We start from the raw sequence: 19,977 nt of genomic DNA, 5'->3' as shown, positions 1-19,977 counted from the left end.
AAATGGTTGTTTGTAAAAGGAGGCTTTTTTATGGAAAAAATTGCCATTATCGGTGGCGGGATCATTGGTATGACCCTAGCCAGTTACTTAGATACATCAAAATTCAATGTTGCTTTATTTGATGAAGGGACAGGACAGGCAACTAAATCTAGCGCTGGGATTATCTCCCCTTGGTTGTCGAAACGCAGAAACAAACAATGGTATCGTCTGGCTAAAGACGGCGCTGCTTTTTTCCCTAAACTTATAAAAGATTTCCAACTTGATCAAACGATTTACGCACAATCAGGGACACTTTTGCTTCGACCTGAAAAAGATTTAGCTGAATTGGCTGTTCTTGCCGAGAAACGAAAAGAAGAAGCGCCAGAAATTGGAAACATCGAATGGCTTTCACCTGAACAGACATCTCAAGCACTTCCGTTATTGAAACCAGCAGTTTCACTGCGTATCAGTGGTGGTGGTCGTCTGGATGGAAAAGCATATTTAGAACATCTTGGTCAGCGTTTAGCACAAAAACAAATGGAGCAGATCCAGGCAAAAGTCACTTTGCATAAGAAGAGCGATTCTTGGCTCATCAAGGGACCGTTTGGAGAATACACAGCTGATCGTGTAATTTTGACACCTGGCCCGGCACTTAAGCCTTTATTACAAGAATTAGGCTATGCTGCAGATATACGTCCGCAAAAAGGGCAGCTCTTAGCATTTCAGACATCTTATAAGATGAGTCAAGACTGGCCTGTTGCTATGCTTGACGGAGAAGCTGATTTCATTCCTTTCATGGATGGAAAGATCCTTTTAGGTGCTACCCATGAAAACGATCAAGGCTGGGATTTGGCTCCTACTAGCGAAGCTTACGAGGGATTGACTAAAAGTACAGAACAGTTCTTGGCCGATTCAGATCAGATAAAAAACTGGCCATACGTGTTCCGTGTAGGTACCCGTGCTTATACGTCAGATTTTTCCCCATTTTTCGGCGTACTGCCAGATGATCCAAGCTTACTGGCTGCTAGCGGTCTAGGCTCTTCTGGCTTGACCACAGGTCCTTATATCGGCTATCTATTAGCCAACTTCTTAAATACTGGTCATTGGCCTATGGAAGATTATCAAAAGGACATCTCCACCTATATTACGAAAAATCCATCATAGAAAAACAGCTTTTTCAAGTAAGGATCCCGAGCGATATTGCGCATGGATTACTTCTTGAAAAAGCTGTTATTTTAGTTCAATTTCTGAATCAAATTCTCCAAACTTTCTTTTGCTTCATCTGGCAAGAGATCTTTTCCTATCTGAGCTTCAATGAATCGTAAACGAATATCAAGTCGTTGTTTCACCAGATTTTTATAGGACGTATCCTCAAAAGAAACAGGAAAATCTGGTATAGGTAAATAGTGGATGTCTTCAAATGGACCAAACGACTTGAATTCTGCCGTTTGTTGCACGATTCTTTCAACGATTGACAATGTCGTTTCAGGTTTGATTTTTTTATCATCGAAATATCCAGTATTCAGGACATAGCAGGCTGTTTGCTGTTTCAAAAACAACTCTCGAAAAGCTTGATAGTCTTCCCTAAGAGGATAGACACGGAAAGGATTAGCAAATGGTTCAATGACTAGCTCATCTAGCTGTCTTTTTGTAGTGATATTTTCCGCGTCTGATCGTTTTGTTGCTAATGTTGCACCAAAAGACGCTGCTAAAACTGGGTCATTGATCTTGATAATTGGCGGAAGCGAATCATCTTTCATGATCCAAAAAACATCATCGATCTTTTCGCTAAGATGATCGACTCGGTCGGGTGTCGCATAACGTGATTTGACTGTCCGCCCATTTCCGTTTCGTATATCTCCTGTTACTAGGACTTTTTCTCCTTTACTTGTACATGTCACGCCCACATTCTGACAAGTAAGGAAAGAAGAAATGGCCGGATCATCAGACGGATAGTCTTGTGTTTTATCAAAGTAAGAAGGTTCCAAGGCAGTAGCAAAACCATTTTTTCGAGAAATAACGAAAGCATCGTCATGCAAGATCGAAACAGAGTGACCTTCCGTATGTTTTGCTAAGGTAATCGTTGATTTTCCAGAACCGGACAACCCAAATACAGCCATCGTATAGGTCTGGTCATTACTAGCATATTGTTTCATCCCACCGTGGCAGGCAATAAAACCATTGCGATTTCCCAATGCCCAAGCAAGCGTCAAAGTCGCTTTTTTTAATTCTCCAAAGTAACGTAATCCTAGCACAGCCGCTGTATTATGGAGAGCATCAAACAAAATGAGTCCATTGGGAAATGTTTCATGTGTCCACTCGGGATCACAAAAGATATAAAGATCTCCCTCATCAAAGGAAACAGACTTTTGATAAGTCTTTAAGATCTTCGAATTCGCTGGCTGAAAATTCAGCAAATAAGAATACAAATTGTTCTCAAATCCTTCTGGAATCAGCAAATGACTTTGCACAGAAAATTCTTCAGATAGGCCAACGATTACTTTTGTATGGTAAAACTGGCGCTTGCGACTTTGATACACAGCTTCTCTTAAAATTTTCTCGTATTTGCTTTGTTCCTTGTCTAAGTCCTCAAAGATCCGCCGAGCACTTGCTGTTCTTCCCACAATGCTTCCATCATTGAATACTAGTGTCCTGACATCAGCTGGTAAATCTAGTTCTTCAGCATGTGAGATTGTTAAATCTGTGATGATCGTTCCTGGACTCCCTTTTGCTAGTTGATAAGCTGTCTTCCTGTCAAAAACTTCATGAACATTATTACCGTAAAATGTCGTTTCTACAATCGATCGAATACTGGATAACAGTGGATTTCCACTTGTGATTTCGTTTAATTCGAGACTCTCTTTTGTACTCATGGCTCCTCCTCATTCCCTAAACAAAAAAACGTTTTCTTTATTATACATTATTCGAGTTTTTATTTGTACTGCTGCGCTGTGGGAAGCAAACGAGTTATTTTTCACACAAAAAAACCGAGAACTTGAATAAACAAGTTTCTCGGTTTCATCATTTTCCTTTTATCGGCTTAGTACCAGCCGTTTGCTAACCAGAATGTTTTAGCAGCATCCCATGAACCATAACGAGATGTTACATATTGTTCTGCTACACGTTCTTGATTGGCAGCTGAATAGTCGCCGTTTAAGTATGAAGCATCTAATTGATAACGGCCGATGTAACGTCCGTTAGTAGCTGTGTATGAACCGCCTGATTCTTTTTGTGCGATCCATTCTTTTGCAGAGCTTGAAGTTGGCGCTGTTGCAGCAGCTGGGGCAGCAGGAGCTACTTCAACTGTTTCAACAGGTGCAACGTATGTATGTTCTTGCGTTGCTGTTTCAGTTGTAGATGCTGTATTTTCTGTTGTTTTGTTTTCTGTTGTTGCTGAAGAATCATTTGAAGTTGGGATTGTTAATTGTTCACCAACATAAATGCGGTTGATGTTTGCGATCGAATTTTTTTCAGCAATTGCATCGATCATTGAGTTGTCTCCTGCAAATTTTTGTGAGATCTTAGATAATGAATCACCTGATTTTACTGTATAAACTTCATCAGCGTGAGCATTTGTAGTTCCTACAAACATTGCAGTAGCACCAGCAGCAAAAGTTGTACCTAAAACAATTTTCTTAAATGAATTCATATTAAACTCCTTTTTTTCTCCGTTTTTTATTCTTTCGACGCTATTAACTTTATCATTTAGAAATATTTCATAGGTAAAAGAATCATGACATTTAATGACAAAATGACGAATTATTTAATATTTGTAACATTTAAACAAATATTTTTTTGATACAAAACCATAAAAGCCTTGTTGTATAAGCAAAGTAATCGTTTTTCTATGTTTTTTTATTTTTGAATGAAAAACGCAGATTCTGTAACATTTACTGCAATAATCCATAAAAAAAAGCAAAAAAATTTTTGATTTTTATCAAATTCTCTTAAAAAAATGTAAAAAATACAAAAAAACCAGTAATTGTTACAACAATTACTGGACAAAAACTTTGAATAATGTTAACTATTTTTTTATTTTAACTTTCTCCGCAATAATTTCTGGGCATGTTCCAATTCGTTTATAACGACTTCTTCTGTTTCTTTAGCTAATATTTCATCTAATACATCAAGCCATTTTTCCGGTTCTTTTGTTCCTAGACGTCCAATAGCCCAAGCTGCTGTTCCTCTGATGACAGGGCGGACATCTGTTAAACATTCTAAAATCTCAGGCAATGCCGTTCGATCACCTAGATTAGCTAAAGCAATCAATGCGTTTCTCTGCAAAGGTTTCTTCCCACGCCATGAACCAGCTAAATGCCCAAATTGCTGTTTGAAGTCTTTATTAGACATCGAAAGTATTGGCTTTAATTTTGGATATACTTCGTCTACTTTTGGTTCCATCTCTTCATGAAAATGAAAATCTTTTCCTTGATTGTAAGGGCAGACTAACTGGCAGATATCACATCCATAAATGACATTTCGCATTTTTTTACGATATTCTTCCGGCATCATCCCTTTTGTCTGAGTTTGATAAGACAAACATCGCTGGGCATTCATTCTTCCGTCACCAAGCAATGCTTTTGTCGGACAAGCAGTCACGCAGCGCATACAATCACCGCAACCAAATTCTCCTGGTTTATCAGGCTCAAATACAATATTAGTAACGATCTCACCAAGATAGACAAATGAACCGAACTCTTCAGTGATCAACAATCCGTTTCGTCCAATAAATCCTAAACCAGCTCGCTGTGCTACAGCGACATCGATCAGTTCTCCAGTATCTACTTGCGGAGCTAGACGCCATTCCTCTTCTTTTTGCCATTTTTCTGCTCTTGTTTGGATGAATTCGATCAATCGGTTCAAACGGTCTCTGAGTATATCATGGTAATCGATCCCCCAAGAAGCACGAGCAAACTGCCCGCGTTTTTCATCCCTAGGCACTTCTTCATGGATCCTAGTAGGATACGCAAGTGCAATGGAAATGATCGATTTCGGCTGATCAAATGTCATTTCTGGATAAAGACGCTCATCGATATTTGGATGTTCAAAGCCAGAAGTATGGCCAGCTGCTTTTTGTTCTTCCAACGATTCTTTTAATGAATCAAAAGGTTCCGCCGTGGTGAACCCGATTTTGTCAATTCCTAATCGTTTGCTTTCTTGTATGATTTCTTCTTTTAATGTCATGGTCTTCCTCGCTTGCTGTTAACGGCTGTATAACCCATAATATAGTTTTTCTTTTTTCAGCTGGACAAACTGGATCTGCTGATCAGCAATCTTCTTTTCTTCCATCCATTTTTTTCTTGCAGCAAATACTTCCCAATAATTTGTTGAAATTAATTTTCTTTTGTTATCTAATGCATTAAAAAAATTCAATGAAACTGGTTTTGTACTTAACAGTTCATGGAGCCTTACCTCTTCCCATGGCGAAAACTCAGACAGATCGCGGGAATACAATACTTCTTCATAGAGATTTTTTTGCTGTGTGTACGTGAATGTTTGCGGGATTTTCCCAGGCCTGGCAATTTCTACTAGACGATTATAAAACATATTCATTAATTTGCTGTTGGCAATAAATTGACTTTTATAATAGGCCGACTGGATCTTTTTGATTACTCCTTCTGCTTTGATGACTGAAAATAATGCAGGCCATGCTTTGACGGTTATTTCGTCGTTTTGTTTAACTAATACGCCAGGTGTGAAGCCGACTGGAGAAAGGAACACAAAATAACCGATACCGGTATTTTCATCTAAAGGCTGAAATTCATCAAACAACCATTTGCCTATGTACAGCTCTTCATCTGGTTCTGTTGTCTCATTTTGATTTGCTATGAATAATTTAGCTAATTCTGCTTCAAGAAATTGAAGGTCTTGATCCTTGTCGGTATTTTCCTGCTGGCTGATCAATCGAAAGACTTCTTCTTTAATCGTATATTTATCTTTACGTGTAAAATTCATAGCCACACCTTCCTTCCTTACTCTAACTATAACGGAATTTCTTCAAAAAAGGTATCTGTACGACGAAAAACAGCATAATTTTTTTTCATATCTCTTATAAAAAATGCAAGGTCTGCTCCTCAAGCTAGACCTTGCACTTTTCAGCTTTCTTTTGTTTGTGACAAACCTTCATGGATCGTTTCAATATTCCATTTCATCATCTGATAGTAAGAATCTCCTTGTTCTCCTTCTTTTGCTATGGAATCAGTGAACAGTTTATCATAGATTTTCAAACCCGTTTCTTTTGCTACCCGTTCCATGCTTCTTGAGTCTACACTGGTTTCCACGAATAAAACCGGTACTTCTTTTGCTCTTATCTGATCAATGATCGCTTTCATTTGATCAGGCGTACCTTGACTTTCTGTATTGATCTCCCATATATAAGCTGCTGGCAAATCATAAGCCCTTGAAAAATATTTGAATGCTCCTTCACTTGTTACTAATAATTTTTTGTTCTCTTCGATAGAAGCAAAACTTTCCTTCGCTTGTGTATCTAATTCTTTTAGTTTTTCCACATATGCTTCTGCATTTTTTTTATAGAGTGTCGCATTTTCTGCATCTTTTTCAGAGAATATACGTGCGATTTCCTCCACATATTTTATTCCGTTAGATAGGTCTAGCCAAGCATGGGGATCTGCTTTTGTATGTTCTTCACCGCTAGTTAAATAAAGAGGTTCTACATTTTTGCTAACTGCAAAATAATCTTTTCCTTCTTCTTTTTTAGCCGTTTCCATCAAGTTATCGAACCAGCTGTTACCTGTTTCAAGATTCAAACCGTTGTATAAAATAACATCCGCATCGCTTGCCTTTTTGATGTCTTCTGGTAGTACTTCATATTCATGCGGATCTGTTCCGACTGGTACGATACTGTGGATATCTATTTGATCTGTTCCGACCTCTTTTGCCATGTCCGCCAAGATCGAATTGGTAGCCACGACTGACAACTTTTCTTTACTTCCTTCATCCGCTTGGTCAGAAGCCTGCTTTCCGCAACCGGCTAATACCAAGAAACTAACTGCCAAGATTAAAAAGAGTGATTTTTTTGTTTTCATCTATCTGCTTCCTTTCTGAAATAAAATTCCTTTTGTTGGAGAAAATAAAAAAGCAAGGATAAAAAATGCGGTACATGCTAACACGATCGTAGCTCCTGATGGCCAATTGTAACTATAACTGAAAAACACACCAACAACTGCACTTAGCATACCGATTCCTGCAGCTGTAATGATCATTTTCAGTAAATGGTTCGTTAGCAAGTAAGCCGTGGCGGCTGGTGTGATCAACATGGCAATCACCAAGATTGTTCCTACTGTCTGTAAACTGACTACAGCCACTAATGTCAAAAAGAACATCAAAAGATAATGGATCAGCGATGTGTTCAGCCCATAAGCTTTTGCCATTGTCGGATCGAACGATGTGATCTTCAATTCTTTATAAAAGAAAAAGACAAATATCAAGACGATTCCACTAACGAGTGCTGTCAGCAACAAATCGCTTTCCCTAACAGCTAAGACATTCCCAAATAAAATATGATACAAATCTGTCGCACTCTGGGCATATGAAATCAAGATAATCCCTAATGCAAAAAAGGAGCTAAAGACAATTCCAATCGCTGTATCATTTTTCAATCGGCTCCGCTGAGTCACGAAACCAATCACTGCTGCTGTTAGCATCCCAAAAGCAGTGGCTCCAAAGATGTAACTAAAACCAAACATATAAGAAATGGCTACACCTGGAAGAACTGCGTGAGAGATAGCGTCTCCCATCAAAGACATCCCTCGTAAAATAATAAAAGAACCGATGACTCCAGAAGCAAGTCCTACAAGCATGGAAGTGACCAAAGCGTATTGCAGGAATTGATAATTCATTAATCCATCAATAAAGGATTGGATCATTTTTTCTCTCCTCCTTTTACTAAATGTCTGATGATCTCACCATAGGCCAATTGAAGGTTCTTCGATGTAAAGACTTCTTGTACTGGACCGGAAGCGATCAGCTGTTTATTTAAAAGAATAACCTCATCGAAATATTCTTCTACTTTATGAAGATCATGATGGACGATCAAAATCGTTTTTCCTGAATTCTTCAATTCCTGCAAGATGTCAAAGATCTTTCGTTCACTTAACGCATCAATCCCTACGAATGGTTCATCTAAAAAGATCCATTCTGCTCCTTGGGCTAGAGCTCTTGCAATAAAAACTCTCTGAAGCTGTCCACCCGATAGTTCGCTGATCTGTCTTTTGGCATATTCTTCCATCCCTACTTTTTTCAAAGCTTGTCTTGCACGTTCTTTTTCTTTTTTCCCAGGTCTTTGTCCAATTCGTAAAGATGGATATGTTCCTAAAAGTACAACGCCTAATACATCAATTGGAAAGGAAAGATCCAATTCACTTCGCTGTTCCACGTAGGCTATTTTTTTACGGACTGAGTTTACCGGCTGTCCAGAAAAGGTGACTTTACCAGTAGTAGCTGGTATCAACTCTAGCAAAGATTTCATAAATGTTGATTTTCCTGCACCGTTTGGTCCGATAATACCGGTAATCTTTTGTGGATTTATCGTCAAGTTGATAGTTTTCAAAACAGTTTTCCCTTGATAAGCGGCTGAAAGTTCTTGAATTACAATGGCCGTACGTTCCAAATCTTACACTCCTTTTTAGGTTTACCTAACTTTTTATTTAAATATAGTTTAACTAAAATGGAAAGCATTTTCAAGTAGAATGATGAAAAAGTTTTTTTCGAATTTTCCTCGCATTTTATGAAAATTTTCTGTAGAATCACATCAAGAGTTCAATAAGGCTAACCTAATAATGAAAAACATGTGTTGAAACGTTTGATTATTTTTTCTTGTTGACTCAACAACGAAAGGAGTTTTTGTATGGAAGAAGAAAAGTTAACTCGAAGTCTTAGTGCCCGTCATATCCAAATGATCGCACTAGGTGGAACGATCGGTGTCGGTCTGTTTATGGGTGCCTCCTCAACCATACGCTGGACAGGGCCCTCAGTGATGGGAGCCTATGCGATTGCAGGATTCTTTTTGTATTTGATTATGCGTGCTTTAGGCGAAATGCTTTACGTTGATCCTTCGACTGGTTCTTTTGCAAATTACGCGAGCGAGTACATCCATCCTGTGGCTGGCTACTTGACCGCTTGGAGTAATATTTTTCAATATATTGTCGTAGGAATAAGTGAAGTGATTGCTGTAGGATCTTATATGAATTATTGGTGGCCTGATTTGCCGGCAATTATTCCCGGGATCATTGTCGTCTTGTTTCTTATGTTGGCAAATCTTATTTCTGTCAAGGCGTTTGGCGAATTAGAATTTTGGTTTTCGATCATCAAAGTCATAACGATCATTTTGATGATCATTGCAGGTCTTGGGGTAATCTTATTTGGATTTGGTAATCATGGTCAGGCAGTAGGGATTTCAAATCTTTGGAAAAATGGTGGATTCTTCACTGGAGGCGTCAAAGGATTTTTCTTTGCATTATCGATCGTTGTTGCTTCCTATCAAGGAATCGAACTGATCGGAATGACTGCTGGTGAAGCAGAGAATCCTAAAAAGACGATCATTGAAGCTGTCCAGTCCACTATCGGTCGAATCTTGATTTTTTATATTGGTGCTATTTTTATCATTGTGAGTATCTATCCGTGGAATCAATTGAGTGAGATTGGTTCACCTTTTGTACAAACTTTTTCTAAAGTCGGCATTACATTTGCTGCAGGACTGATTAATTTTGTCGTGATTACAGCGGCATTATCAGGTTGCAATTCAGGGATTTTCAGCGCAAGTCGTATGGTCTATACACTTGCCATGAATGGAAAGATGTCTAAAAAATTTCTGAAACTTTCTCGTCACGGCGCGCCTTTTTATCCTGTCGTAGCAATCTCAGGTGGAATCTTAATTGGTCTGATCTTAAATTATCTTCTACCAATGTTCATCAACCAGTCAGAAAATATTTTCGTTTTCGTATACAGCTCAAGTATTTTGCCTGGTATGGTTCCTTGGGTAGTGATTTTGATCAGCGAGATTCGCTTCAAAAAGAAGCACGCAGATAAAATGCATGATCATCCTTTTAAAATGCCACTATCTCCTTATACGAATTATGTGACACTTGCTTTTTTAGCTATCGTATTGATTTTCATGTTTATCAATCCTGAAACGAGAATCTCATTGATTATTGGACTCGTTTTCTTGCTTTACATGACGATCCATTACTTTGTACGCGAAAAAAGAACCGGAAAATAAAAAAAGAACGAAGCTTCACCTTAGTGGAAGCTTCGTTCTTTTTTATTGCTTTTATCAATTCAATTTTAGCGTCTCACCGGGAGTCAGGAAATAATTCTCCATGCTCATCCCATTCAGCGACAAGATCGTTTCTACTGGTACGCCAGTTCGTTCGGCTATTTGATTTGGACCTTCTCCTTCCAAAACTACGGTTGTCGCAGCCTGTGAAGTCGCGCTGTTGGTATTAGTTTCAGAGGAATCTGTTGTGTCTTGTGTTGTTCGAGCTTGCATTTCAGAAGCTTCTACCGACTCTGCCGTCTCAGAATCAGAAGATGTTGTGTCTTGTGTGCTTGTTGACTCTGCTTGAAGAGAGGCGCTAGTCTGCAAATAAATATCGGAAATCTTAGCTACATGATTCGTATAATTAGCCGATAATTGATTGATCAAAGTATCTAAGTCTACACCGTCTTTATTTTCTGCTGCCTGATACGCTGCACGTAATTTTCTGATCCCTTCGTCGGAGATTGCTTGAAGCTCACGTGCTTTTTGGTTAGCAACTGCTGATAAACCAGCTATGCCCTCTTGATTTCCCTGAATTTCTGTCTGGTATTCTTCAATCAATGCAGGCGTCTTTTCTTCGATCTTTTTCGAATAATCATTTACGATTGCTTGAAGTTGCTCTGGCAAACCATTTGCTGTTTTTTCTTCAGAAGTTTGTGTCTCTTTTGTTTTAGTTGATGACTCACTTGTTTGTTTCGTCTCTGTTTTCTTTGTCGTTGTTTCCGTTATGGTCGTACTTTTCGCTTCTGACGAATTTTTTCCATGAAAATATAGACCCGCAACTCCTCCTGCTATGATCAAAAACACGGCAACTGCTGCCCCAATCATGATCATCCGCTTACGAGCTGCCTGTTTTTGCTGTCTTCTTCGGGTCATCCGAACATTTTCTCCCCACTCATTTTCATCATACATTTTTTTCACCACCAATTTTTATGTATAATAGCGTTATCAAACGCTTCATATTCTTATTGTAGCAAATAATTGCCGCTGTGCACATTTTTATCTTTGTTATTTATAAGAAAATTTCACCAGTTGAGATGATTCCAAGATTGTCCGTCGATTTCTCCTTGCAGCTGCATTGTTCGTTCGTCTATCTCAGCCATCAGTTTCTTTATTTCATATAAGAGCGCACGGTCTTGATATTCTGATTTTTCGCTTAATTCATCTAATTGTTGGATCAGCCAATCATTTGTCATAATGAAGTTCCTTTCATTTCTTGCAGTGTAAAGGTCAAGTCTTCGATCTGCTCTTTTGCCTCAGTCAGTGCTTCTACGATATATGCTTGTTTTTCAGATTCTTCTTCCTGCATTTTCTGATTTTCCTGTACTCTTTGAATAAACCAGTCAATCCGCTGAGTCAGCGATGGTTTGCCTTCCAATGAGAGATACTGCTGATAAGCAATTAGCTTCTCCCAATGTTTTTCCTGGGATAAATACATAAATTGTGCTAAAACGAATGGCGGAAGATAGGTCATATGGAATTTATTTGCGATTCGCTGATACGGCCTCAAAAATTCGGAAATCGTATATTCTTCTTTTCCTCCAGCTTGGTATTCTTTTTCCGCCACACCTGTTGTCAATACGATTCCTAGTTCTTTCCCTTTTAATACATGTGCTGCTCGTTCCAAGACATTATCTTGCCAAATTTTTAAATGAGCAGGAGAACTATACCAGTAAAACGGAAACTGGAAAATGATCCGATCATGCTGGGCCAAGAGCTGTAGTTCAGTCTCTATATCTATTTTTCCGTCTGGATAACTTGATTCCAAATGATGCCAAGTAGCTGGTAAACCAGCAGAAGCTTCTTTGAAAAATTGCTGATTTAAAGATTCTTCGATCGTTGGATGGCTAATGATGATAAGTGTACGCATCCCTTTTCCTCCTTTTTAGTCTTCGCTTTACAGTGTAGCATAACCGCCACAAGTTTCTTTTGCCGATGCTTATCATTTTAACCAGACTAATCAGGTTGTCCAAGAAACTGCGGTTTGTTTTTCCAACTGTTTTTTCAAGGTATCCAAAGCAATATTCTTAAAATTTTCGTTTTTCATACGTTTACGATAGTTCGTAGCCGTTTCTCCGGTACTCTTTTTGAACATTCGGCTAAATACGACTAGACTATTGAACCCTACTTGATAGGCAATACTTTCCACGGATTCATCCGTCAGAGAAAGAAGAAACGCCCCTCGATTGATCCGTACCCCGATCAAATATTCCTTGATACTGGTACCCATATGATTTTTGAATACTCGCGACAAATGGCTCCGATTGACCGCTAAATGCTGGGCGATTTCCTCAACAGACAATTTTTCAGCATAATGTGCCTCGATGTATTTGACTGTCTCAACAGCTAAAGAGGAATGAACCTTTTGTACACCACCGCTGACCTTTCCGCCATCTTTTAAAAGGACTGATAAAAAACGGTAGGTTAATGCTGTTAACTGTAATTCATTTTCCAAGGTTTCTTCCGTATCTTTCATGCATTCTAAAATAATGTCGATATATTTTTGTATGTCAGAAGAGACCATCGTGTATTGGTCTTCTCTGAAAAGCGACTGCCGAATGATTTCTTCTGCAGCACTCCCACCAAATGAAAGCCAGCAATACATCCACGGATCTTCTCCATCTGATAAGTAAAACGTCGAGTCTCCTGGACGAATCAAGAACAGATCACCTTTTTTCAATTGGAATTGTTGATTTTTCACATGATAAGATCCTTTGCCTTCCATCACGACATGCAGGATGTAATCATTGCGAATAGCAGGACCAAAAGAATGAAACGGCATCGTTTTAGAGAAACCACAAAAATCAAAATACAATTCTTTTTCTACTTGTTGATGTTCCTTTTTTAAAAAAATCGATTGCTCCACGTCTATCCCTCCTTACTCCTTTAGTATAATGCAACAAAAAGTTAAATAAAAGTCACAGAAATATATTAAAAAGGAAGCGATTTCTTGTTAAGTTTAAGTCATTAAAAGATCTTTGTTATTCGTTGTAACCGGTTTACTTAGTATTATATATTGAACAGGAGAGGAATACAGATTATGAAAAGCAAAATGATCCAACGTGTGTCCTACGCTTTAGGCGCTTTTGGACACGACACATTCTATGTTACATTAAGCACTTATTTTATGGTATTCGTGACAAGCCAGATGTTCGCAGGAACAGATAAGGCAACGAATGCAAAAATGATTGCTACAGTTACAAGCTTAGTTGTAGGTATCCGCTTAGTTGAAATTATTTTTGATCCTTTGATTGGTGGCATCATCGATAATACTCGTACAAAATACGGTAAATTCAAACCATGGTTAGTTATCGGCGGCGTTGTTAGTTCCGTACTCTTGGTAGCAATCTTTACCAATTTCTTTGGCTTAGCTACTCATAATACGACTTTATTTATCATATTATTTGCAATCGTTTTCATCTTATTGGATAGTTTTTATTCATTTAAGGATATCGCTTTTTGGTCAATGATTCCAGCTTTGAGTACGGAAACAAAGGAACGTGAAAAATTTGCTACGTTTGCTCGTTTCGGCTCTTCTCTAGGTGCAAATGGTACTACTCTAGTCGTTGTCCCTATCGTTACTTTCTTTACCTATCTTGTTACTCATAAACATATTGAAGGCGCTTCAGGCTGGTTCTGGTTCGGTGTGATTGCTGCTGTGATTTCAGGCGGTACTGCGATTATCACTGCCTTGGGCACAAAAGAAGTCGATACTGCGATCCGTCAGCAAAATGAAAAAGCTGGGATCAAAGATGTGTTCAAAGCAGTTGCTCAAAATGATCAGTTGATGTGGCTTGCCCTTGCTTATATCGCTTATGCGATTGCCAATGTAGCAACAACTGCCGTATTATTCTACTTCTTCAAATATGTACTTGGCCAACCAACTGAATTTTGGATCGTTGGTCTAGTTGCTGCCTTACTTGGTTTAGTAGCTGTTCCACTATTCCCAATGCTTACACGCGTCATCTCTCGTCGCTACGTTTACCTTGGAGGGATCGCAATGATGATTTCTTCTTACTTTTTCTTTACGATCGCAGGTTCAAGTTTGCCAATCGTTATCATCGGGCTAGTATTGTTCTACTTCCCTCAACAATTGATTTTCTTATCCGCTTTGATGACGATCACAGACTCTGTTGAATATGGTCAATGGAAAAATGGTATCCGTAACGAAGCTGTTACTCTATCAATTCGCCCTTTACTAGATAAAATCGCTGGTGCTTTGTCTAACGGGATCGTAGGGTTTGTCGCTATCGCTTCTGGGATGACTGGTAATGCTACTGCTGCTGATATCACTGCTCATGGCGTAACGACTTTCAAAGCTTATGCATTCTATGCTCCTGCTGCTTTGATGATTTTCTCCGCTATTATTTTTGCTTGGAAGATTACATTGACAGAGAAAAAACATGCACAAATCGTTGAGGAATTGGAAAACAAATTGGCTCCAGCTGATACAATGGAAGATGAACTTCACGATGCAGTAGTTCCTTCCCATTAAGAAAGGATCTTGAAAATGAAGATTACAGAAAAAGATTTTGGCCAAGGTTATCACTTGATAACCTTGGAGAACAAAAACAAGCTAGCACTTTCTATCTCTGATTTAGGTGCTAGAATCGTCAGTTTAAAATCAAATGATCGAGAATTAGTTTTGGGATTTGATACCGCTGAAGAATATATCGAAAAAGATCCGTATATCGGTGCTTCTATCGGTCGCACCGCAGGGAGAATCGAAAATGGCCGCTTTTCTCTCAATGGAAAAACTTACCAATTAGCCACAGATCCAAAAACTGGACATAATCTGCATGGTGGTGCTCCTGGATTTGAATTAAAAAAATGGTCTTATGTCATTTTGAATGGCGAAAATGAAGCTTCTGTCATTTTTACTACTACAAGTCCCGACGGAGAACATGGTTTTCCAGGTACAATGGATGTGGAAATCCGCTATACTTTGACACAAGATAATATCTGGCGAGTAACCTCTCGCGGCACCAGTGACCAAGATACTTTATTCAATCCGACAAATCATGTTTACTTCAACTTGACGGGAGATGCTTCTCAATCAATCGATCAACATGAGCTTTGGCTCAATAGCGAAGCTTATGCTCCTTTGCGAACAGATAGTATTCCTATAGGGGTAAAAGAAAATGCTGCAGGAAGTGCTTTCGATTTTCAAATACCTAAAAAATTAGCGTCCGTTTTTGCTAGTGATTTGGATCAAAAAAATCTTGTTGACGGAATCGATCATCCATTTTTCTTAAAAGAAACCGGCTTGGATAAAGAAGCCGCTCGCTTGACTAGCCCCGATAAAAGAATCCAAGTAGATATTGCTACAGATGCTTCTAGTGTGGTTATTTTCACTGCAAATTTCGGCACAGAAACACCAGAAATGCGCAACCGAAAACTGGCACATCACGGTGGCATCACATTTGAGACTCAAACAGCTCCAGGTGCAGAGCGCTTCTCAGCATTTGGTTTGATTCATTTAAAAGCCGGATCAGTATTTGAAACAGTGACAGAATTCAAAATCAAAACAGGAAAGGAATAACTCATCATGGAAATCAAAAGAAGCTTAAACACAAAATTTGCCGAAACATTCGGACCTAAAAAAACTACACAATACTTCTCACCAGGACGCATCAATTTGATTGGTGAACACACAGATTACAATGGAGGCCATGTCTTCCCCGCTTCCATCACTTATGGAACGCAAGGTGTAGCAGCACCTCGAGACGATAATAAAATATTAGTTTATTCCACAAACTTTGACGATATTGGTGTCATTAGTTTTACTTTAGATGAGCTAGAATATGATAAAAAAGCAAACTGGGCAAATTACGTAAAAGGAATGGTCCTTAAATTAAAAGAAGCTGGACACTCAATCGATCATGGGTTTGAGTTGTTAGTGGAAGGAACAATCCCTAATGGTGCAGGACTTTCCAGTAGCGCTTCATTAGAATTATTAGTAGGTGTTGTATTAGAAGATCTGTTTGATTTAAAAACAGATCGCTTGGAACTAGTCCAAACAGGTAAAAAAGTAGAAAATGAATTCATCGGTGTCAATTCAGGTATCATGGATCAGTTTGCCATCGGCTTCGGTGAGCTAGATCATGCAATCTTATTAGATACAAATACGCTGAAATACGAAATGGTCCCAGTGAAACTAGATGGTTATGCAATCGTCATCATGAATACGAATAAGCGACGGGAATTGGCAGATTCAAAATACAATGAACGCCGTAGCGAATGCGAAGAAGCCTTGGCACGTTTGCAAAAAACTTTGCCTATCTCTTCTTTAGGAGACTTAGATGAAGAAGAATTTGAATCAACTATTGACCAAATCGGCGATGATACATTGATACGCAGAGCTCGCCATGCCGTTTCTGAAAATCAGCGGACTTTGAAGGCAAAAGCTGAATTAGAAGCTGGGAACTTAGAAGCATTTGGTCAACTGTTAAATGATTCTCACCACTCTCTTCGCTATGATTATGAAGTAACTGGGATCGAATTAGATACACTAGTAGATGCTGCTCAAAAACAAGAAGGTGTCTTAGGTGCACGAATGACAGGAGCTGGATTTGGTGGCTGTGCGATTGCTCTTGTCAAAGAAGAAAATATACCTGCCTTCAAAAACAATGTCTATGATGAATACATGAAAGTTGTCGGCTATGCTCCGGAATTTTATGTTGCACACATTGGAAATGGGACAACAAAGATCGATCCAGAAGCTGTTCATGTTTGATAAAAAAATCAATGATCTCAGCTAAAAACAAATAGATAAAAATAACCTCTCAGCAATTTTCAAATGTGAGCCTTTTGCTCGTATTCGAAAATTGCTGTTTTTTATTGACACAGAAAGAGAACATGTGTTCTAATTGTATTGAAGAGGTGATTGTTATGTGGGCGAATCAAAATCCGGTATTTGTTTATGAAAAAGAACCTTCAAGAGATATTTTATGTATTGACTGCAAATCTTTTTACGCCTCCGTAGAGTGCGTTGAAAAGGATCTTGATCCCCTTACAACTAAATTAGTAGTCATGTCCTATCCGTCCGATTCGACAGAAACACGGGGTAGCGGATTAATCTTGGCTTCCAGTCCTGCAGCAAAAAAAGCTTACGGCATCACCAATATCAGCCGTGCCAGAGATCTTCCCTTCCCCTATCCAAGTGATTTATATATTGTTGCCCCAAGGATGGCCTATTATATTGAAAAGAACAGAGAAATCAATTCTATCTATAAAAAATATGCAGACGAAGCGAACCATCATGTCTATTCCGTCGATGAAAGCTTCCTTGATGTAACAAATAGCATGGCACTCTTTGGTAAAACAAATGCGTACGACATGGCTAAACTGATCCATAAAGATGTGTTTGAGCAGACCGGAATCTACACGACTATAGGAATTGGCGATAACCCGCTACTTGCTAAACTAGCCTTAGACAATGGCTCAAAAGACGGAAAGCAAATGTTTGCTGAATGGCGTTATGAAGATGTACCAGAAAAGTTATGGAAAATCTCAGATATCACTGACTTTTGGGGAATCGGCAAACGAACAGCAAAACGTCTGAAACAAATGGGTATACATTCTGTTTATGATTTAGCTCACGCGGATTATTATCACTTGAAAAGCAAGCTAGGGGTCATCGGTACTCAGCTTTATGCCCATGCTTGGGGGATCGATCGAAGTTTTTTGGGACAAGAATATACACCAAAATCAAAAAGTATCGGAAATAGTCAAATCCTAGATAGAGATTATACAAGACGAGAAGAAATCGAGATCGTTATCAAAGAAATGGCCGACCAAGTCGGCACTCGCTTGAGACGATCTGCAGCAAAAACACAAGTAGTCAGCTTATGGGTAGGATACTCTTTAGGCTATCTTGATCCAAATGGCAAGACCGGGTTTCACCAGCAAATGAAAATCGAAGCGACAAATGCTAGCAGAGATCTAGCAGATGCTTTATTGACCATTTTCCACCAGCATTACCACTACCAGGATATTCGGCGTGTAGGCGTGAACTGTTCCGACCTCGTATACGCGACAGGTTTACAGCTTAACCTTTTTGAAGATCCTGAAAAGCAGATAAATGAAGCGAAAGTTGATTTTGTTGTCGATACGATTAGAAAAAAATACGGCTTTCAATCAATCATCCATGCGCATAGTCTCTTGCAAGGAGGACGCGCCATCGCACGTAGTTCTCTCGTTGGCGGGCATGCAGGTGGTATGAGTGGATTAGAAGGTGGAAAAGATGAGACGGACAGCAAAAAAATTCATTGACTATAACGAGTATCGAGATCGGCCATTTGGATTAAAATGGGGGACTGCTTTTGCGATGGAAGAACTAGTCAACGGTATCAAAAAAAATGAAGAAGAAGCACGCAAACAGCCTCTTCCTAAACAACAAATGACATTGCAAGAAATCGATAGTATACTGACAGAAGCCTTTTTATCTCGTAAAGCAGTAATCATTCAGCTCAATTTAAAAGATGAATTTGGAAGACTCTTGGATGAGGTCGAAGGGCACTTCATTGGTGAAGCCTATGAAGATTACTTTATGATTGACCATCAGCCGATATTGTGGGAAGACGTACGGTATATTGGGTTAAAGGAAACAAAAAAATGGTTTGTGACATGAGAGGTTGTGACAGAAGTGATCAACTTCAAAAAATAAGAAAGGATTTTTCGAAAATTGTTTCTTAAATTTTTGTGGAATTTTGGCTTATTTTTCGAAGAAGCAACTTCTGGAACAACGTATATTAGATATCAGAGGTTGTGAAAAAGTCGCTTAGTTTTGAGTAACAATCCAAGGCGCTGATTTCACAACCTCTGTCTATCCATCTATTCGGTAAGATTCATGCATGACGTCTTCTTTATTTAGTATGTAGAGCCCTTTTTCTTCTGACCATTCAACATAAATCAGCTGTTTTACATCTGCATAGCCTTCTTTCTTCAAGTTCTCCGTAAGCCATGCTTCAGTCAATTGATTGGACTGAAGCACTTTATGCTGAATTTGCCCTTCATCTACAAGCAGGATCGATAAAGCTTTGTCTTCATCTGATTTTTTCAATACACTCATTTGACCGGCATTCTCTAGGATAACATGTTTGGCATTTTCAAGAGAAAAGCATTCCTGCTGTCTTAAGATTGCTCGCAACTGCTCCATCTCGATATGGTTATTTGTCAACTCTGTCATGTTGATGACGCCGTCTTTGATTAGAACAGATGGCTCGCCTTTGACCCAACGATTGACCTTTTCATTTTTTTGGACGATACGTTCGATACCATAAATCATTACTGCCCAAAGCGCAATGGCAAATAGGACATGTCCTACATGGACATTGTCATCATAGGTTGATTCTTCTAAGATCCCACCTAAAACAAGCGTATAGACTAAATCAAACGGTGTGATTTCTGACATGGATTTCTTCCCAAGCAAACGTACCACTAATAATAAACCGATCAACCCGAATACCAGTTTCATTGTAATTGAAAAAATCATTTTTTCTCCCCCTAACTATCTGTTAATTAAATTATATATGCTTTCTCACGAACACGCATGGAATATACAAGGAAGAAATGTATCCTTTTACTAAAAAAAGGACTGTGACACTGTAGTGACCCCCAAAAGTTAGACTTTTTTGGAGTGGAGAAATCCACTCCTTTTTTTCATGCTCTAAAATGATATTTTTACACAACCGTTACGGTTGTTTTACGAAATTGGACGA

The 19,977-nt window shown here is 38.8% G+C and carries 19 protein-coding genes; 7 read left to right on the top strand and 12 right to left on the bottom strand.

All coding sequences use genetic code 11. The features are described 5' to 3' along the window. The first annotated feature begins 30 nt into the window (after positions 1–30). Complete coding sequence (locus RG571_RS07475) at positions 31–1,143, top strand: FAD-dependent oxidoreductase (protein ID WP_308947577.1); 1,113 nt, start codon at positions 31–33, stop codon at positions 1,141–1,143. Between the two features lie 71 nt (positions 1,144–1,214). Here the strand turns inward: RG571_RS07475 and RG571_RS07470 are convergent, their stop codons facing one another. The 7 genes from RG571_RS07470 to RG571_RS07440 all read right to left on the bottom strand — a co-directional run bounded on the left by RG571_RS07470 (position 1,215) and on the right by RG571_RS07440 (position 8,608). Further along, positions 1,215–2,852: a phosphoenolpyruvate carboxykinase (ATP) gene (locus RG571_RS07470; RefSeq protein WP_258430468.1), complete on the bottom strand. Its 1,638-nt coding sequence runs from the start codon at positions 2,850–2,852 to the stop codon at positions 1,215–1,217. Positions 2,853–3,019: 167 nt separating this feature from the next. After that, positions 3,020–3,628, bottom strand: a complete 609-nt coding sequence (locus RG571_RS07465; RefSeq protein WP_002286836.1) for a LysM peptidoglycan-binding domain-containing protein — start codon at positions 3,626–3,628, stop codon at positions 3,020–3,022. 383 nt (positions 3,629–4,011) lie between these two features. Beyond that, positions 4,012–5,163 carry a tRNA epoxyqueuosine(34) reductase QueG gene (gene queG, locus RG571_RS07460; protein WP_002339128.1) on the bottom strand — a complete coding sequence of 384 codons (1,152 nt, stop codon included), beginning with the start codon at positions 5,161–5,163 and terminating at the stop codon, positions 4,012–4,014. 18 nt (positions 5,164–5,181) lie between these two features. Then, on the bottom strand, positions 5,182–5,934 hold the full coding sequence (locus RG571_RS07455; protein ID WP_002286840.1) for a hypothetical protein: 753 nt from the start codon (positions 5,932–5,934) through the stop codon (positions 5,182–5,184). 140 nt (positions 5,935–6,074) lie between these two features. After that, complete coding sequence (locus RG571_RS07450; RefSeq protein ID WP_002286843.1) at positions 6,075–7,025, bottom strand: metal ABC transporter substrate-binding protein; 951 nt, start codon at positions 7,023–7,025, stop codon at positions 6,075–6,077. Further along, on the bottom strand, positions 7,026–7,865 hold the full coding sequence (locus tag RG571_RS07445) for a metal ABC transporter permease (protein WP_002286845.1): 840 nt from the start codon (positions 7,863–7,865) through the stop codon (positions 7,026–7,028). It lies immediately after the preceding gene. After that, positions 7,862–8,608, bottom strand: coding sequence for a metal ABC transporter ATP-binding protein (locus RG571_RS07440; RefSeq protein ID WP_002318347.1), 747 nt, complete (start codon positions 8,606–8,608; stop codon positions 7,862–7,864). Before RG571_RS07440 ends, RG571_RS07445 begins: the two co-directional genes overlap by 4 nt. Positions 8,609–8,845: 237 nt before the next feature. Between RG571_RS07440 and RG571_RS07435 the strand changes: the two genes are divergently transcribed. Continuing rightward, a complete protein-coding gene (locus tag RG571_RS07435) occupies positions 8,846–10,216 on the top strand; it encodes an amino acid permease (protein ID WP_002318348.1) in 1,371 nt (456 codons plus the stop codon). Positions 10,217–10,270: 54 nt separating this feature from the next. On the opposite strand, the gene RG571_RS07430 is transcribed toward RG571_RS07435, so the two are convergent. The 4 genes from RG571_RS07430 to RG571_RS07415 all read right to left on the bottom strand — a co-directional run bounded on the left by RG571_RS07430 (position 10,271) and on the right by RG571_RS07415 (position 13,121). Beyond that, positions 10,271–11,167 carry a LysM peptidoglycan-binding domain-containing protein gene (locus tag RG571_RS07430; protein WP_002286848.1) on the bottom strand — a complete coding sequence of 299 codons (897 nt, stop codon included), beginning with the start codon at positions 11,165–11,167 and terminating at the stop codon, positions 10,271–10,273. Positions 11,168–11,280: 113 nt separating this feature from the next. After that, positions 11,281–11,451 (bottom strand): hypothetical protein, encoded by a 171-nt coding sequence (locus RG571_RS07425; RefSeq protein WP_002286849.1) that lies wholly within the window; start codon positions 11,449–11,451, stop codon positions 11,281–11,283. Beyond that, complete coding sequence (locus RG571_RS07420; protein ID WP_002318349.1) at positions 11,448–12,125, bottom strand: NAD(P)H-dependent oxidoreductase; 678 nt, start codon at positions 12,123–12,125, stop codon at positions 11,448–11,450. The genes RG571_RS07425 and RG571_RS07420 overlap by 4 nt, the downstream gene beginning before the upstream one ends. 90 nt (positions 12,126–12,215) lie before the next feature. Continuing rightward, on the bottom strand, positions 12,216–13,121 hold the full coding sequence (locus tag RG571_RS07415; RefSeq protein WP_002286852.1) for an AraC family transcriptional regulator: 906 nt from the start codon (positions 13,119–13,121) through the stop codon (positions 12,216–12,218). A gap of 174 nt (positions 13,122–13,295) precedes the next feature. On the opposite strand from RG571_RS07415, the gene RG571_RS07410 reads away from it, so the two are divergent. The 5 genes from RG571_RS07410 (at position 13,296) to RG571_RS07390 (ending at position 18,887) form a co-directional block, all read left to right on the top strand. Then, the gene (locus RG571_RS07410) at positions 13,296–14,750 is read left to right on the top strand and encodes a glycoside-pentoside-hexuronide (GPH):cation symporter (RefSeq protein ID WP_002293689.1); all 1,455 of its coding nucleotides are present in this window, start codon (positions 13,296–13,298) and stop codon (positions 14,748–14,750) included. A gap of 15 nt (positions 14,751–14,765) precedes the next feature. Further along, positions 14,766–15,797 (top strand): aldose epimerase family protein, encoded by a 1,032-nt coding sequence (locus RG571_RS07405; protein ID WP_002318350.1) that lies wholly within the window; start codon positions 14,766–14,768, stop codon positions 15,795–15,797. A 6-nt stretch (positions 15,798–15,803) separates the two neighbouring features. Further along, a complete protein-coding gene (locus RG571_RS07400) occupies positions 15,804–16,991 on the top strand; it encodes a galactokinase (RefSeq protein WP_002286858.1) in 1,188 nt (395 codons plus the stop codon). A gap of 155 nt (positions 16,992–17,146) precedes the next feature. Continuing rightward, the gene (locus RG571_RS07395; protein ID WP_002339130.1) at positions 17,147–18,529 is read left to right on the top strand and encodes a Y-family DNA polymerase; all 1,383 of its coding nucleotides are present in this window, start codon (positions 17,147–17,149) and stop codon (positions 18,527–18,529) included. Next, the gene (locus RG571_RS07390) at positions 18,501–18,887 is read left to right on the top strand and encodes a hypothetical protein (protein WP_002339131.1); all 387 of its coding nucleotides are present in this window, start codon (positions 18,501–18,503) and stop codon (positions 18,885–18,887) included. Before RG571_RS07395 ends, RG571_RS07390 begins: the two co-directional genes overlap by 29 nt. Before the next feature lie 195 nt (positions 18,888–19,082). Here RG571_RS07390 and RG571_RS07385 read toward each other — a convergent pair whose 3' ends face one another. Next, entirely contained in the window at positions 19,083–19,751 is a 669-nt protein-coding gene (locus tag RG571_RS07385; protein WP_002318354.1) for a DUF421 domain-containing protein, read from the bottom strand. Between the last annotated feature and the right edge of the window lie 226 nt (positions 19,752–19,977).

The sequence above is a fragment of the Enterococcus sp. FR204 genome (assembly GCF_031143325.1).
GTDB classification, from domain to species: domain Bacteria; phylum Bacillota; class Bacilli; order Lactobacillales; family Enterococcaceae; genus Enterococcus_B; species Enterococcus_B faecium.
Note: the sequence above shows the minus strand (reverse complement) of the source record. Positions and strands in the feature narration are given on the sequence as shown.